The following is a 14,803-nucleotide window of genomic DNA, read 5'->3' as shown; positions in this document are numbered from 1 at the left end:
GAGTTAGTCCGATCAGTCGAGAAGTTCAGGGTCTGACAACTACTTCGGACGCTATCGGTGCCGTCTCGATTCGGCGTCGCAATCTCCCACGCAGCGGGACGGCCCGCAAGAAATTCAGGCGTCGAAGCGTCCGAAGCCGCCGCGGTAGAACAGAAGCGGACCGTCGTGGCGCAGCACGTTCAGATCGGTGATGCGTGCGACGACGATGGTGTGATCACCGGCGTCGTGCTCCTGCTCGACGGTGGCCTCGATGCGAGCGAGTGCGCCGCTGAGCGCCGGAGCGCCGTTGCCGGCCGCGTCCCACTCGACGCCGAGGAACTTGTCGGTCCCGCCGCGAGCGAACGCCGAACACATGTCCTGCTGATCGTGGGCGAGAACATTGATGCAGAGAGTTCCGGATTCGCGAAGCTTCGGCCAACTTGTCGACGTCTTCGCCGGGCAGAACGAGAGCAACGGGGGATCGAGCGATACCGAGACCAGAGACTGGCAGGTGAAGCCGAGGGGTGAGTCTCCATCGTGAGCGGTGATGACGGTGACGCCAGTGCAGAAATTGCTCATCACGTTGCGAAGTGTGCGTCCGTCCAGAACTGGCGGCTCGGCGTTTTCCACGGTCATGTCGTCTCCTTGTTCAAATCTCTGTTCAAAACTCTGCAAACAGCTTCAGAAGCAACGATGTGTGGCGCCGCGGTCGTAATCCAGCGGCAGTCCCACTCAATGGCAGCAATGGCTTCTCGCCACGGGTTCGGACCGACCGAGTGTCAGGTGGAGGGGTCTCGGGCAAATTTGATCCCGCTCAGCGGTCCGTTCGGATTCTACGAAACCAGCAAATCACCAGTGATTGTTAGACTTCGGGCATGTCCGAACCTGATGACGTGTCCCGAGGACTTCCCGCTACCAGCTGGGCAGTGCTCGGGATGCTGACGTTCGGGGAGGAACTGACCGGAAACGATTTGAAGAAGTGGGCTGACTGGAGTGTCGGCTTCTTCTACTGGAGCCCGTCCATCAGCCAGGTCTACGCAGAGCTGAAGAAGCTCGAAAGCATCGGATTCGTGGAGTCCCGGGTCGTCTCCGAGCCCGGGGTACGGGGCAAGCGCCTCTACTCGATCACCCAATCAGGAACCGACGCCGTCCGGACGTGGTCACGGGAGGCGCCGGTGGAAGTCCCGGTGCTCAAGCACGGCGTCATGTTGCGTCTGTGGATGGGACACCTCAACGAACCCGAGCGACTGAAGGCACTGGTCGAAGCCCATATCGCCAACGTCGAAGAGCAGATTCGACGCGCGAAACTCCACGCAGATCATGCCGAGAACGAGCCGGCCTGGTCGTTCCCGGTCATGACGTTGCGATGGTCGGAACGGTACTTCCGAGCCGAGATCGAACTTGCTCGCGAACTACTCGAAGACATCGATCGTGCGTCCGCCGAGTTCGCGAACGTCGCCGAGCACGACCGACTGGGATCGCCGTTGCCCTCGACGCCTGGCAGATGGAAGAACGTCGAGGAGTACGTGTTGGCGCTCGAGCAAGCCGGTCTCACCGGCAACGGCTCGAATATCTGAGTCAGGCCCCGGCTGCGGTGGGCATGTTGCGCAGCAGGTGACGACGCTGCAACGTCGGAGTGACGCTCAGCGATCCGCCGTCGATGCCACGCCAAATGGCAGCGGCCGCCATCCGAACCGGCGCTGCGCTGACGTGGTCGAGTCGGAGAGCCTTCGACGGCGCGCAGATGGATACCGCGGCAACAGCGCGGCCGATGGGGCCGATCGGTGCCGCAAGACAGCTGAATCCCGGTAGGCCGTTTCCGGTTTCGAATGCCACCCCTGATTCGCGAATCCTGGCGAGGTGGGGCAGTGCGTAGCCCGAGGACTTCGGCGAACCGAATGCAAGCAGTGCCTGACCGATCGCGGTGGTCTCGGCCCGGCGTCGACCACCCACACGCGTCGGCACCGCGGCAGCGAGGCGTCCGCCGATCTTCTCCATGTAGACCACATCGGGCCCGTCGAGGATGCCGAGGTGAACCACGAAGCCGGTGACGCGGTAGAGCTCGTGGAGGAGCGGCATGGCTGCAGCGTGGAGGCGGTCTTGATGAACCGCGAGCGATCCCAGTTCGACGAGGCGCATACCGAGTTCGTAGTCGCGGCCGTCGCGGCGCAGCCAACGCATCGAGACGAGACGTTCGAGCATGCGGTGGGCAGACGAGCGTGGCAGGCCCGTGCTCCGAACGACCTGAGCGAGCGTCAACCTGCCGGGACCGTCGAAGGCGTCGAGAACCAGCGAGACGCGATCGAGAATTGCTGTCGGGGCCGAATCGGCGCCTAAAGCATCCACAGCCTGCAGTGTCATCGTGTACCTCACTTCTCTTAGAGCTCCACAACCAGTGAACTGGCTATTTCAATTAGAAATAGTGTCATAGAGTTCTGGATTTGTGAAGTGGATCACCGGTCTGTTTTCGGGCGCGTCACGGTGGAAACGACGAAGGGGCTTGCGCGAATGCTCGCGCAAGCCCCTTCGTCGGTTTACTACCGGCGGGTACTACATCGTCACCGGCAGGTAGTACATCGTCGCCGACAGGTACTACATAGCTGCCAGCGGTTCGCTTCCGGACCAGTCGTGGCCCCAGTAGCTGTCAGCGGTGATCTCCTCGGAGGAGTACGAGTCCTGATCCACCTTCGCGCCCTCGGTGCCGAACTCGATGTCCCAGCCGCCGGGTGCGCGGACGTAGAAGGAGATCATCTTGTCGTTGGTGTGGCGACCCAGGGTCGACGACACGGAGAATCCGTCCTTCATCACGCGGTCGAGAGCCTGGCCGACAGCGTCGAGGGTGTCGACCTCGACCATGATGTGAATCAGGCCGGGTGCGCCGCCGTGCGGTGCCGGGCACAGGGCCAAGCTGTGGTGACGCTCGTTGACACCCATGAAACGGATTCGCAGCGGCCCGAATTCGGGCGGGGCCGGCAGGCGGAAGGCGCCGCGCGGGTAGAAGCCGAGCACCTCGGTGTAAAAGTCGAAGCTCGCAGCACTGTCCATCACCGGGAGCACGACGTGGCCGAGACCCTGTGCACCGGTGACGAATCGAGCGCCGAAGGGCGTCACCACGGGGCTGTGGTCGAGGATCGCTCCGTGGAAGACCTCGATGGCTGCTCCACCGGGATCGGTGAAGGCGATGACCTCTTCGACCCGTCGAGCATCCGCTTCGGCGAGCGAAAGCTGCTCCACCTCGGTGCCGTTCTTTTCGAGGGCCTCCTGAACGCGGCGCAGTGCGGCGTGATCGGCGACCTCCCAACCGATGTTGACGATCTCGTCGCGCTCACCCTCGACGACGACGATGCGAGCAGCACGCTCGTCGAGCCGTAGGTAGAGAGCGTTCTCGTCCGGCCCACTGCCCTTGGCGAATCCGAGAACATCGAAAGCGAAAGTGCGCCAACGTGCCATGTCGTTGGTCGAGATCTTGACGTAGCCAAGTCCCTTGATGTCAGTGTGTGTCATCGTGTTCTGTTCCTGTCGATTTCTTGTGTCGAAGTCTGATCAGATCATCGCCCGCAGCGGACCCTGCGGATCTGCGCCGAGACGGCTCAGTGAGGCGGCGTGGAATACGGTGCCCGGCACGTGAATTGCGTGGTGCTGTCCCGCGTGGGCGTCGCGCCAGAATCGCTGCAGCGGCTTGTCCATCCGCAGTGCGTTGCCGCCGCAGCGCGGGTAGACCTGATCGATCGCGTTGATTGCGCGCCACGCTGCCTGCACCTGAGTCTGACGTCCCTCGGCGCGCTGCTCGAAGGTGACTTCCTTGCCGGCATCCACTCGATCCCACATGCGGTCGACGTTGGCCAGCAGGGTGTCGCGGGCTGCCCGGATGTCGGCAGTTGCCTGACCGATGGCGAACAAGGTGTACGGGTCGTCCTTGACCGCCGTGCCCTGTGCGTTGATGCGATCGGCCTGGTACTCGTTGGCGTGGAAGAGCATTCCCTCGCAGATGCCGATGGTGGCGGCGGTGATACCGAGGGGGAACATGTTCGACCACGGCATCAGGTACAGCGTCTCGGTGCGCCCGTACTTGCGCACCGCCGTTCCGTCGATGACCTCGTCGCAGTCCATGACGCGGTAATCGGGGACGTACGCATCCTTGACCACGAGGTCCTTGGAGCCGGTGCCGCGAAGTCCCATGACATCCCACGAGTCTTCGATGATTTCGTAGTCGGTGCGCGGAATGATCACATGGAGCATGCGCGGCGGCATCTCCATGTTGCCGTCCTTGTCGCACGCCATCGCACCGAGGAATGCCCAGTCGCAATGGTCGGTGCCGGAAGAGAACTGCCAGCGGCCGGAGAACTTGTAGCCGCCGTCGGTGGGGATACACATTCCGCCGGGCATGTACGGCGATGCCATCCAGGTGTCGGGATCCGATCCCCAGATCTCCTGCTGCACCTTGGGATCCGCGAACGCGAGCTGCCACGGGTGAACTCCGACGATCCCGTGTACCCAGCCGGCCGAGGGATTGAGCGAAGCCATGCGCATCACGGTCTCGGCGAACTCGCGAGGATGCGCCTCCATTCCGCCGTGTTCCTTGGGTTGGAGCATGCGGATGGAACCGATTGCCTTCATCTTCTTGGCGGTGTCGTCGGCCACCCGGCCGATCCGCTCGGCCTCGATGCCTTCGGCGAAGATGTCGTCGGCCATCGCGTTGATCTGTTCGAGCACTTCGTACGTCATGTTGTTCCTTGCGTTCAGTCAGGTTGTCTCAGCAGTGTTTTCGACTGCGAATCAGGAGGTTGTCTCGAGCGCCTGGGCGTCACGTGCGGCAACGTTTTCGGCGACTTCCCGCTTCCAGCTCTCCACTGCACGGGTAGTGTCGATCTCGAATTCGAAGCGCTTCGTCATGTCTTCCGTGACGTTCTCGACATCGGTGTAGAACTGGTTGTACCAGCGCCGCAACTGGTAAACCGGGCCGTCCTCCTCCGAGAGCAGCGGGTTGTCGATCGGGGCCTTGTTCTTCCAGATCTCCACGTCCTGAAGGAATCCCATCTCGACGCCCTCGGTGAACTGCGCGGCCATCGCGGCAGTGGACTCGTCGTCCATACCGGGAAGCTTCTTGACCATCGCGCCGTACTGCAACACGAAGGCATTGTTCGAGATGGGGTAGTGGCAGTTGATCAATACAGTTTCGATGATCTGCCCGTTGGCTTCGCTCTTGATCCAGTCGATCATGTACGACGGACCGAAATACGAAGCATCCGAACGAAGAACAGCGTTGGGATCGCCGTAGTTGGTGCCGCTGATGATGTCCTCGCGTCCCACCGATTCCATGTACTGGCTCGCTACGTGACCTTCGAAGATGTTCTTGAAGTACTTGGGGAACGAGTAGTGAACGTAGAAGAAGTGGGCCATGTCCACGACGTTGTCCACGATCTCGCGGCAATGAGAGCCTTCGATGGTGAGCGTGTTCCAGCTCCAGTCGCTCCACTCATCGCTTCCGAAGCCCTCGATGTCGGGAATTGTGACCTCGGCGGGCGGGGGATTCCCCTGGGGATCGTGCCAGACGAACAGCTGACCGTTCTTCTCGAGTGTGGTCCACGCCCGCGTCTTGGCCAGCGGCGGAACGCGTCGTGCGTAGGGGATCGCCGTACATTTTCCGTTACCGCCCCAACGCCAGTCGTGGAACGGGCAGGCGATCGAATCGCCCTTGACGGTTCCGTGAGCGAGGTTGCCACCCATGTGGCGGCAGTAGGCGTCGAGAATCTTGATGTCGCCCTTGCTGTCGGCGAAGACGACAAGGCTGGTGCCGAATGCCTCGATCTGGTGGGGCTGACCGTCGCGATAGGTATTGCTCAGTCCGAGGCAGTGCCATCCACGCGCGAACCGCGCCGGGGGCGCTGCCGCTTCGATTTCTCGAATTTCCTCGCCGGCGCCCGACTGCGTCGAGGCGTCCGTAGTGGTGAGTGGGCCGGTTCCGAGTGCCATGTCTTCCTCCGAGCCGCGTCTTGCGACGCTCCAGTGATGTGATCCGTCTCATACAACGACGAAGCGTCCTCTGGAGATACGGCAGTTCCCGCTGGATGGAACACCCGCTCGGTGACCTGCAGAGATTCAGCTCGCGAGTGTCGCCACATCGTCGATCGCGTAAGTCGCCCAGGCCCGAGCGGTGACGACCCCGGTGGGATCGGTGGCGACCAGAGCTACGTCGGCGACGCTCTCGTGGTCCTTCTCGTACGTAGCGAGCACCGTCACGGAGCAGTTCAGATCTGCTCCCGCGGAAGTTGCGGTGCAACGTCCGCGGAACCGTCGTAGCGACGCCGAGCCGTAACGACGAGCGGCGAAATCGGCAAGGGCAGCAACGGAATCGGTTCCGGTGCCCGCTGTCGGGGCTTCCCGGACGAAGACCTCGGCAACCAGATGCCCGGTCTGGTCGTGGTATTCGGTGATCCGCTCGAGAGTCGAGCCCAGCGGCCTCACGGATCCGGTGAGCAGCGCGCCCGGATCAGGGCGCCCGAAGAACACGACGTCCTGTTCGACGACGGACCCGTCGGGTGCCGAGCGCACGGTGCCGTACAGCGAGTCGAAATCCGAGAGGAGCGTGGTGGACGTACGGGGAGCAGATGCCGTGAAGTGGGCGGTACCGAGGTTGGTAGTCATGACACTCTCCGTTGGACGCGACCGAGACGCTGTCGTCTCGGTGGGTACATCGACGCTAACCACCGCTCTCGCGGGTGACGACGGGCTTCCCGCTGATCGGGAGCATTCTCGGATTCGATCGAAGAGGTGGAACCTGTTCCAGTTTTGTGCAATTCTGGATATCGTATCCGTGACCGGGAGCACATCTCGATGACTGCACGCGCCGAGCAGAAGGAAGACCAGATGACAGACGAGTTCGCTGACCTGCACCGACCGGTATACGGTCCGGACCTGCTCATCACCGCTCTGGAACGCAATCACGACAAGCCTGCGCTGTACCTCGGAGACGTGATCCTCACCGGAGGGCAGATGCGCGATCAGATCAGCTGCTTCGCCCAGGCTCTCGCGTCGCTGGGAATCACTCAGGGCACCAGCACCGCGATGCTGTCGAAGAACCGCCCCGAGGTGCTGATCAGCATGGGCGCGACCATGATCACCGGCTGCCGGGCGAGTGCCCTGAACCCGATGGGATCGCTCGACGACCACAAGTACATCGTCGACGACGCCGAGATCGAGACCCTCATCTTCGATCCCAATGCCTTCGAAGATCGTGCCGCCGAGTTGAAGGCGTCGTCGCCTTCGCTGACCAACGTGCTCTCGATGGGCCCGTCCGAAGTGGGGATCGACATCCTTGCTCTGGCCGCGACATTCGAGCCTGCGCCGCTGAAGGCAGCGCACGTCGATGCCGAAGACGCCAGCAGCATGGTCTACACCGGTGGAACGACCGGCAAGCCCAAAGGTGTTGTGGGATCGTTCCGTTCGGGTGCAGCGCTCAATCAGATCCAGATGTCGGAGTGGCAGTGGCCCGAGGACAACCGCTTTCTCATCTGCACGCCACTCTCACATGCAGGCGCGGCGTTCTTCATCCCGACTTTGCTGCGCGGCGGCGCTCTGATCGTCCTGCCCGCCTTCGAACCGGGGGCCGTGCTCGAGGCGATCGAGAAGCACAAGATCACGGCAACCATGTTGGTGCCCACCATGATCTACATGCTCATGGACCACCCCGATCTGCCCAAGCGTGACGTATCGAGTCTGCAAACGCTGTTCTACGGAGCGTCCGCGATGTCCCCGGCCAGATTGCAAGAGGGCATCAAGAAGTTCGGCCAGATCTTCTTCCAGTTCTACGGTCAGACCGAGTGCGGCATGACAATCTCGGTGCTGCGCAAGGAAGAACACCTCGCCGACGATCCGGCCCGCCTCGCGACCTGTGGGCGGCCGGTGCCATGGCTCGACGTCCGGTTGCTCGACGACGACCTCAACGAGGTGCCGCAGGGAGAGCTCGGTGAGATCTGCGTGCGGGGCCCGCTGATCATGAAGGGCTACTGGAAGAAGCCGGCCGAAACCGCCGAGGCGTTCCGTGGGGGTTGGCTGCACACCGGCGACATCGCACGTAAGGACAAGGACGGGTTCATGTCCATCGTCGATCGCAAGAAGGACATGATCGTGACCGGTGGTTTCAACGTGTTCCCGCGCGAGATCGAAGACGTGATCTCGGCGCACCCGTCCGTCGCATCGGTGGCGGTAGTCGGTGTGCCGGACGACAAGTGGGGCGAAGCCGTCAAGGCCTGCGTGGTGCTTCGTGCCGGACTGACCGTGGACACCGAGGAACTGGTCGACAAGGTGAAGGCAGCCAAGGGTTCGGTTCACGCTCCCAAGAGCATCGACTTCGTGGATTCACTCCCGTTGACGCCGTTGGGCAAGCTGGACAAGAAGGCACTGCGCGCGCGGTACTGGGAGACCAGCGCCCGCGCAGTCTAGGAACCAGCGTCGTGTAGCGAAGGGTCAGCGTTTCCAGACGTAACGACGCTCCGGGCGGCCCACCACTCCGTATTTCAGCGAGGTGGTGGACCGCCCGGACTCGTAGAGGTACTCGAGGTAGCGCCTCGCGCTCGCGCGCGAGATACCGACTCTCTCGGAAATGTCTGTTGCCGAGGCGGGTTCGGTGTCGTCTCGCAGAGCTGTCTCGACCAACAGAAGAGTCTCGGGACTGAGTCCCTTGGGCAAACCTTTGTGGGACGACGCCCCGGGCGCGCCACCTGCCACACCGAAGGCCTCGTCCACTGCTGTCTGTTCTGCTTCGCCGGAGCTGTCGAGATTCGCGTATGTCGATCGGTAACGCTCGAGACGCTCACGGAGAACCTCGAACGTGAATGGCTTCATCAGGTAATGCACGACGCCGCTGCGCAGCGCCTTCTTGACCGAGCCGGCCTCGCGCTCACTCGTGATGACAAGAACATCCAGCTCCGGTGCCAGTTCGCGAAACGGGGCGATCAGATCGAGTCCGGTGGTGCCCGGCAGGTGGACGTCGAGAAGCACCAGGTCGGGTTGGAACTCACCGACTGCGGCCAGCGCGGCCTCGGCCGAATGGGCGACGCCACACACTTCGAAACCGTCTATCCGCGAGACGAATCCGCTGTGCACCTTCGCCACCATGAAGTCGTCGTCGACCACCAGTACCCGGATCATGCGCCCTCTCCGTCGTGTAGGACTGCGGTGAAGACAGTCCATTCGATGCCCTCTGTCGAACGACTGCTCACGGTGACGTCGCCACCGCGTCGACGACACGTCAGGCGTACCAGTGCCAAGCCGAAACCGTGTCCGTCGCTCGATTGTCCCTTGGTGCTCCAGCCCTGGCCGAAAACCCTGTCGCGATTCTCCGGCGCGATACCGGGGCCGGCGTCCTCGACCCGCACTTCGACGGCGGTGCCACGGCCCCGAATCGACAATCGAACCTTGCGGCGCGACGCTTCCGGCATCTCACCGACAGCGTCGACGGCATTGTCGACGAGGTTTCCGACCACCGTCACGAGGTCTCGGCCGAGTCGGCGATCAACCGAGTCCAGGTGCGTGTCCGATGTCAGTTCCACGGTGACCAATCCCTGTGCAGCGGCACCTATCTTGGCGATCACGAGTGCGGCAGTGCCGACGTCGGCGATCTTGTCGGTCACGGCTGCACTGACCTGTGCGCGCTCCATGGTCAGGCCCTCGACGTAGCCGACCACCTCGTCGTACTCGCCGAGTTGGATGAGGCCGGAAATGGTGTGCAACTGATTGTCGAACTCGTGGATGTGGGCGCGTAGCGCGTCCGTGCTGGTTTTGGTCACGTCGAGTTCTTCTTCAACGGAGCGCAATTCGGTGCGGTCGCGGAAGGTGGTGACCGACCCGATGGTGCGGCCTTTCGATTCGATCAAGACGGTGTTGAGGACGAGTAGTCGATCTCCGACAAGAACCAACTGATCGGATTCGGTTGTGCCGGAGGTCAGTACACTCTGGAGTCGGTCGTCGAGACCGAGGTCCCGCACAGATCTACCGGCACTCCCGCGTGGGATGTCGAGGAGTTGGTGGGCGCTGTCGCTCATCAGCACCACCTTTCCCTGCGCATCGAATGCGATGACACCTTCCTTGAGGCCACGCAGCATCGCCTCACGTTGGCGAACCAGGTCCAGGATCTCGCGGGCCTCCATGCCGAGGGTCTGCCGTTTGACCCTGCGGGCCAACAGGATCGAACCGACGCCCCCGAGAAGCGAGGCCACGGCGAGGTATACCAGGAGGTTCGGTGCAGACTGCAGCAGTCGCGTCCAGATCGAGGGGTACTCGATGCCGACGATCGCGGTTCCGGTGATCCCTCCTTCGCTGCCGAGAATCGGAACGTGCGCTTCCACTGCCTTGCCTGAGGACGTGTCGACTAAACCCGTCCATGACCGATCCTGTGTCTGACGTGCGTCGATGCCGACATCGCCGGGACGCGTCGAAATGACGACACTGCCGTCGGCGTCGGCAAGCGAGACGTAGGTGACGCCCGAGATTGCGCGCACCGAGTCGACCGAACCTTGTAGTCCGGAGCGGAGACGAGTCTGTGCCTGGGGGAGTAGTTCACGTACCGCTGGATTGGCTGCTAGTGATTCCGCTGCCGAGAGTGCGCGACGTCCCTCCTCGCGTTGGAAACTCGCAGACGACTGAGCGAGAGAGAGGGCGGTGACACACACGAGAACTGCGACGACGATCAGAAGTTGCAGTTCGAGAAGTTGGGTCGCCAGAGTGTGCCGGCGCCGAAACAGGCGCTCACGCAGAGGCGACTTGCGCTCTCGCTCGGCCTGCTCGTTTCCTGAGGACACCAGCCAGACCCTAGCCTTCGGTTCGATGCCGGGAAAGCAGTTGTTCGTGAGCACAATGAGCACAAATCAATTTGCTTTCCCAATGGTGACCCCAGTCACAAAGTGCGTCAGTATGAAACCTGTTCACACAGCGGTACCAGCAGACAGCCAGTAGACAGCCAGCAGACAAGGACAAGGCCATGAGGACATCGAAGCGACTGAGCAGGCATATCGCCCTGCTCGGTGCTTGCGCGATGGCTCTCGTGCTCTCGACCGGATGCACTCCGGTCGAGTCCTTCTTCGCCGGTGGTCGAGCGGGTGAGACTTCCGAAGAACTGCGTGTACTGGTGCCCTCGGTGGCCGGTGGTGGTTACGACCTGACCGCCCGGACCATGGTGCAGGCACTGGCCGACGAAGGGACCGTCGACGCCGACGTCGTTGTTCTGCCCGGATCGGGTGGCATCGTCGGACTCAACCGGTTGGCTCTCGAACGCGGAAATCCCGATCTACTCATGGTCATGGGACTCGGCGTTCTCGGTTCGCTCGAGATACTGCCGTCCGAGCACACCCTTTCCGACGTGACACCGATCGCGAGACTGGTCGAAGAGCCGGAAGCTGTACTGGTCCCAGCAGATTCGCCGTACAAAACTCTGGCAGATCTGACGCAGTCCTGGGTGGCAGATCCGTCGTCGATCTCGATCGGTGGTGGTTCGAGTGAAGGCGGACCGGACGGGCTGTTCCGCCTTCTGTTCGCACGGGCGGTCGGCGTCGATCCGTCGCTGTCCCCTTACCGAATCTACGACGGCGGCGGAGAACTGCTTCCGGCGCTGCTGACCAGGCAGGTCGACGTCGCCGCCACCGGTATCGGTGAGTACCTGGATCAGATTGCGGCAGGCACGGTTCGGGTCCTTGCGGTCAGTTCGCCGGAGCGCACTCCGGCGGTGGATGCACCGACCATGGCGGAGTCGGGCGTCGACGTCACGTTCACCAACTGGCGGGGTCTCATGGCGCCCCCCGGATTGAGTGACGACCAGCGTCAGCATTTACAGAATTTAGTGCGGGATCTGGCGGCAAGTCCACGGTGGAACGAGCTGTCCGACCGAAATGGTTGGAACAGCGCAGTTCTCACCGAACCCGAGTTCTCTGCCTTCCTCGCCGAACAATCCCGGTTCGTCGACGTGACACTCGATCCGCCCGGCACCAACTGAGCACAACCGAAGTTTCGTTTCATCTCCACGAAGGCCACCGGCTCGATTTGCCGTGCCGTTTTTCTCGGCAACTCAGCACAAAAGGAGTTCATCATGCTCGTCACACTCGGCTTCCTCATGGTTGCGGTGTTCATGTTCCTGATCCTCACCAAACGCGCGACCCCGGTGGTGGGACTGACCCTGGTGCCGGTGGCCTTCGGACTACTCGCCGGAGCGGGCCTCGGCATCGGCGACATGATCACCGACGGCATCAAGTCGCTCGCACCCACCGCGGCGCTGTTGTTCTTCGCGATCATCTTCTTCGGAATCATGATCGACGTCGGCCTCTTCGATCCGCTGGTCAAACTCATCTTGCGGATGGTGCGAGACGATCCGATGCGGCTCGTGGTCGGCACCGCGGTGCTCGCGATGGTGGTCTCGCTGGACGGAGACGGTTCGACGACCTTCATCATCGTGACCTCCGCGCTACTGCCGCTTTACCTCAAACTCGGTGTCAGTCCCGTTGTACTGACGGTGATCGCCGGCTTGTCCAACGCGACGATGAACATCATTCCGTGGGGTGGCCCGACCGTGCGGGCGGCTAGCGCGCTGGGACTCTCGCCCTCCGACGTGTTCGTCCCGATGGTGCCGTCGTTGATCGTCGGCCTGATCATGGTGCTCGGATTCGCGATTCACCTCGGGATCATGGAGCGTCGCAGGATCGGGACTTTGGTCCTGACTTCTGAGCGCATCCTCGAGAAGGTCGGAAACGGTGGAAGTTCCAGCACCGGTAGCGCCGGCACCGGCGGCTCGAACGACTCCGAAGACGACGGCGGCGACACCGGACGATTCATCGACGGCCTCGACCCCAAGCGGGACACCTTGCGACCGAAGCTGCTCTGGTTCAACGCCGCGCTGACGACGATCCTTCTCGTCGTGCTCGTGATGGACATCCTGCCCATCCCGGTGCTGTTCATGATTGCGTCGTCGATCGCTCTCGCGGTCAACTTCCCGGCGGTCAAGGATCAGGGCGAAGCAATCGCACGCCATTCGTCGAGCATCGTCTCCGTTGTCGCGATGGTGCTGGCAGCAGCGGTGCTGACCGGCGTTTTCCAGGGAACCGGCATGGTCGAGGCGATGGCAGAGTGGCTGCTCCAGGTCATTCCCGACGCGATGGGCCCGCATCTGGCCGTCATCACGGGCGTCCTGAGCATTCCGCTCACGTTTTTCATGACCAACGACGCGTTCTACTTCGGTGTGCTGCCGGTGCTGTCCGAGACGGCAGCCCAGTACGGCATCGAGCCGGTGGAGATGGCGCGCGCTTCGATCACCGGGCAGGCCGTGCACATGCAGAGTCCGCTGGTCCCGGCGATCCTGCTGCTGGTCACGCTCGCCGGTGTGTCCCTGGCGGATCACCACAAGAAGGTCCTGTGGCGAGCAGGCCTGATCTCGATCACGATGCTCGTGGTCGGTGTCGGATTGGGGCAGATCCCCTTCTGAGTGCGATCAGTTGTGGAAGGGGCACCGGCCTTGGTCGGTGCCCTTCTTCTTTTTTGTCACGAAGTTGGGCCGGATGTCGAGATCGGGCTCGTCGTACAGGCGGTGGAACGTCGGCGTGAGCGAGCTGGACATGGGCGGGTTCACCCATGACCAGTCGGTCGGGCACTTGCGCCCGGCCTTGTCCTCACGCGCGATGTGATCGATGAATTGCTTTGCGACAGTGTGATGGTCGACCATGATGACGCCGGCCTTGCGGTAGCTGTGGATAACTGCGCGGTTCAGTTCGACCAGTGCACGGTCCTTCCAGAGCGTGCGGTCGTGGCTCATGTCGAGCTCCATCATCGCCCCGATGGTCGGCAACATGTTGTAGCGATCGGTGTCGCTGAAGTTGCGTGCACCGACCTCGGTGCTGACGTACCAACCGCTGAACGGTGTGCAGGGATAAACGATTCCGCCGATGTCGAGGTTCATGTCCGAGACCGCGGGAACGGCATGCCATTTAAGCCCCAGATCAGCGAACCAGCTGTATTCGGGATGCTCGATCTCGACCTCGAGAACGAGGTCGGTCGGGACGTCGAAGTACTGCAGGGGTTCGTCGGGAACCGAAATCAGCACGGGGAGAACGTCGAACGCCGTGCCGGCGCCCTTCCATCCCATCGCGGTGACCTGAGCGGTGAGATCGACGTGCCACGGGTCGCCCAGGATGGTGCCGTCCGGTTGCCGGTAGCCGGCGTAGCGGATCAGTTGCGGGCTGAGGATGCGGTACTCCTGGCCGTCCTCGCGGGGAAGCGGCCCGACCGTCACGACGGACTGCAGAGCGCCGCCGTTGGTCGACAGTCGCAGGTGCTCCCAGCACGCTTCTGCGAGAGCGGAAGCCGTGACGGCATCGCGCGCGTCGATGAGTTTGAGGGTCCGCCAATGCGCGCGACCGACGCACCTGGCGTGGTTTCGCCAGGCGAGTTTGGCGCCGACGAGCAATTCCTCCGCTGTGTGCGTGTAGGTACCGGTCCGGTGGAGCTCACGCAAGGCCTCGCGCCGCCGAGACGTCGGGAGGTGGCCCAGTTCCGGAGAGTCGAAAAATTCGACGCACTCGAGTTCCCGACGTTGAAGCTCGGTCAGCGTCGGGGTGGTGGAGGCGATCTGGGACGTAAGCCCGCTATCGGTGGGCAATTCGTCCTGTCGAACAAAATCCACGGCACGACTCCTGTTTGGCTGGTTGAGATTTCGCTGAACGTTAGCTCGGCGATTGAGAGTGTCGAAGCTCTTGTTTATCTTGCACGCAAGAATAAGAAAGGGACGGTCACACCGCGAAATGGGGTCGCATTGTGACACTTGTCCAGAATGATTTACGAGTCAGAC

13 protein-coding genes are annotated in these 14,803 nt (G+C 62.4%); 4 read left to right on the top strand and 9 right to left on the bottom strand.

Going from position 1 to position 14,803, the window contains the following annotated elements; all coding sequences use genetic code 11:
* Positions 1–114 precede the first annotated feature (114 nt).
* Positions 115–615: a flavin reductase family protein gene (locus H351_RS25135; RefSeq protein ID WP_020906617.1), complete on the bottom strand. Its 501-nt coding sequence runs from the start codon at positions 613–615 to the stop codon at positions 115–117.
* Positions 616–854: 239 nt separating this feature from the next.
* Here H351_RS25135 and H351_RS25130 point away from each other — a divergent pair, with 239 nt between their 5' ends.
* The gene (locus H351_RS25130) at positions 855–1,556 is read left to right on the top strand and encodes a PadR family transcriptional regulator (protein ID WP_019749414.1); all 702 of its coding nucleotides are present in this window, start codon (positions 855–857) and stop codon (positions 1,554–1,556) included.
* A gap of 1 nt (position 1,557) precedes the next feature.
* On the opposite strand, the gene H351_RS25125 is transcribed toward H351_RS25130, so the two are convergent.
* The 5 genes from H351_RS25125 to H351_RS25105 form a co-directional block, all read right to left on the bottom strand.
* Entirely contained in the window at positions 1,558–2,340 is a 783-nt protein-coding gene (locus H351_RS25125) for an IclR family transcriptional regulator (protein WP_020968790.1), read from the bottom strand.
* A 231-nt stretch (positions 2,341–2,571) separates the two neighbouring features.
* Complete coding sequence (gene bphC, locus H351_RS25120) at positions 2,572–3,483, bottom strand: biphenyl-2,3-diol 1,2-dioxygenase (RefSeq protein WP_029254739.1); 912 nt, start codon at positions 3,481–3,483, stop codon at positions 2,572–2,574.
* Between the two features lie 39 nt (positions 3,484–3,522).
* Positions 3,523–4,704: an acyl-CoA dehydrogenase family protein gene (locus tag H351_RS25115; protein ID WP_019749417.1), complete on the bottom strand. Its 1,182-nt coding sequence runs from the start codon at positions 4,702–4,704 to the stop codon at positions 3,523–3,525.
* 51 nt (positions 4,705–4,755) lie between these two features.
* Positions 4,756–5,952 carry a 3-ketosteroid-9-alpha-monooxygenase, oxygenase component gene (locus tag H351_RS25110; protein WP_020906621.1) on the bottom strand — a complete coding sequence of 399 codons (1,197 nt, stop codon included), beginning with the start codon at positions 5,950–5,952 and terminating at the stop codon, positions 4,756–4,758.
* 126 nt (positions 5,953–6,078) lie between these two features.
* Positions 6,079–6,624, bottom strand: a complete 546-nt coding sequence (locus H351_RS25105) for a hypothetical protein (RefSeq protein WP_020968793.1) — start codon at positions 6,622–6,624, stop codon at positions 6,079–6,081.
* Positions 6,625–6,846: 222 nt separating this feature from the next.
* Between H351_RS25105 and H351_RS25100 the strand changes: the two genes are divergently transcribed.
* Entirely contained in the window at positions 6,847–8,421 is a 1,575-nt protein-coding gene (locus H351_RS25100) for an AMP-binding protein (protein WP_024487413.1), read from the top strand.
* Positions 8,422–8,445: 24 nt separating this feature from the next.
* On the opposite strand, the gene H351_RS25095 is transcribed toward H351_RS25100, so the two are convergent.
* Both H351_RS25095 and H351_RS25090 read right to left on the bottom strand, forming a co-directional pair.
* Entirely contained in the window at positions 8,446–9,129 is a 684-nt protein-coding gene (locus H351_RS25095) for a response regulator (RefSeq protein WP_020906624.1), read from the bottom strand.
* Positions 9,126–10,778: a sensor histidine kinase gene (locus H351_RS25090; protein ID WP_244891395.1), complete on the bottom strand. Its 1,653-nt coding sequence runs from the start codon at positions 10,776–10,778 to the stop codon at positions 9,126–9,128. The genes H351_RS25095 and H351_RS25090 overlap by 4 nt, the downstream gene beginning before the upstream one ends.
* A gap of 179 nt (positions 10,779–10,957) precedes the next feature.
* On the opposite strand from H351_RS25090, the gene H351_RS25085 reads away from it, so the two are divergent.
* Together H351_RS25085 and H351_RS25080 are read left to right on the top strand one after the other, a co-directional pair.
* Positions 10,958–11,965 (top strand): Bug family tripartite tricarboxylate transporter substrate binding protein, encoded by a 1,008-nt coding sequence (locus H351_RS25085; protein WP_037119264.1) that lies wholly within the window; start codon positions 10,958–10,960, stop codon positions 11,963–11,965.
* A 93-nt stretch (positions 11,966–12,058) separates the two neighbouring features.
* Positions 12,059–13,444 (top strand): CitMHS family transporter, encoded by a 1,386-nt coding sequence (locus H351_RS25080; RefSeq protein WP_003944372.1) that lies wholly within the window; start codon positions 12,059–12,061, stop codon positions 13,442–13,444.
* Between the two features lie 6 nt (positions 13,445–13,450).
* On the opposite strand, the gene H351_RS25075 is transcribed toward H351_RS25080, so the two are convergent.
* Positions 13,451–14,638, bottom strand: a complete 1,188-nt coding sequence (locus H351_RS25075) for a nitric oxide synthase oxygenase (RefSeq protein WP_020906627.1) — start codon at positions 14,636–14,638, stop codon at positions 13,451–13,453.
* Positions 14,639–14,803: the final 165 nt, after the last annotated feature.

The sequence above is a fragment of the Rhodococcus erythropolis R138 genome (genome assembly GCF_000696675.2).
Taxonomy (GTDB): Bacteria; Actinomycetota; Actinomycetes; order Mycobacteriales; family Mycobacteriaceae; genus Rhodococcus_F; species Rhodococcus_F erythropolis.
This window is presented reverse-complemented; position numbering and strand designations above follow the sequence as displayed.

Bases quoted from the DNA above. Each gene is read 5' to 3' on its own strand.
- H351_RS25135 (WP_020906617.1), bottom strand. From the start codon at position 615: ATGACCGTGGAAAACGCCGAGCCGCCAGTTCTGGACGGACGCACACTT.
- H351_RS25115 (WP_019749417.1), bottom strand. From the start codon at position 4,704: ATGACGTACGAAGTGCTCGAACAGATCAACGCGATGGCCGACGACATC.
- bphC (WP_029254739.1), bottom strand. From the start codon at position 3,483: ATGACACACACTGACATCAAGGGACTTGGCTACGTCAAGATCTCGACC.
- H351_RS25100 (WP_024487413.1), top strand. From the start codon at position 6,847: ATGACAGACGAGTTCGCTGACCTGCACCGACCGGTATACGGTCCGGAC.
- H351_RS25110 (WP_020906621.1), bottom strand. From the start codon at position 5,952: ATGGCACTCGGAACCGGCCCACTCACCACTACGGACGCCTCGACGCAG.
- H351_RS25095 (WP_020906624.1), bottom strand. From the start codon at position 9,129: ATGATCCGGGTACTGGTGGTCGACGACGACTTCATGGTGGCGAAGGTG.
- H351_RS25125 (WP_020968790.1), bottom strand. From the start codon at position 2,340: ATGACACTGCAGGCTGTGGATGCTTTAGGCGCCGATTCGGCCCCGACA.
- H351_RS25080 (WP_003944372.1), top strand. From the start codon at position 12,059: ATGCTCGTCACACTCGGCTTCCTCATGGTTGCGGTGTTCATGTTCCTG.
- H351_RS25130 (WP_019749414.1), top strand. From the start codon at position 855: ATGTCCGAACCTGATGACGTGTCCCGAGGACTTCCCGCTACCAGCTGG.
- H351_RS25085 (WP_037119264.1), top strand. From the start codon at position 10,958: ATGAGGACATCGAAGCGACTGAGCAGGCATATCGCCCTGCTCGGTGCT.
- H351_RS25105 (WP_020968793.1), bottom strand. From the start codon at position 6,624: ATGACTACCAACCTCGGTACCGCCCACTTCACGGCATCTGCTCCCCGT.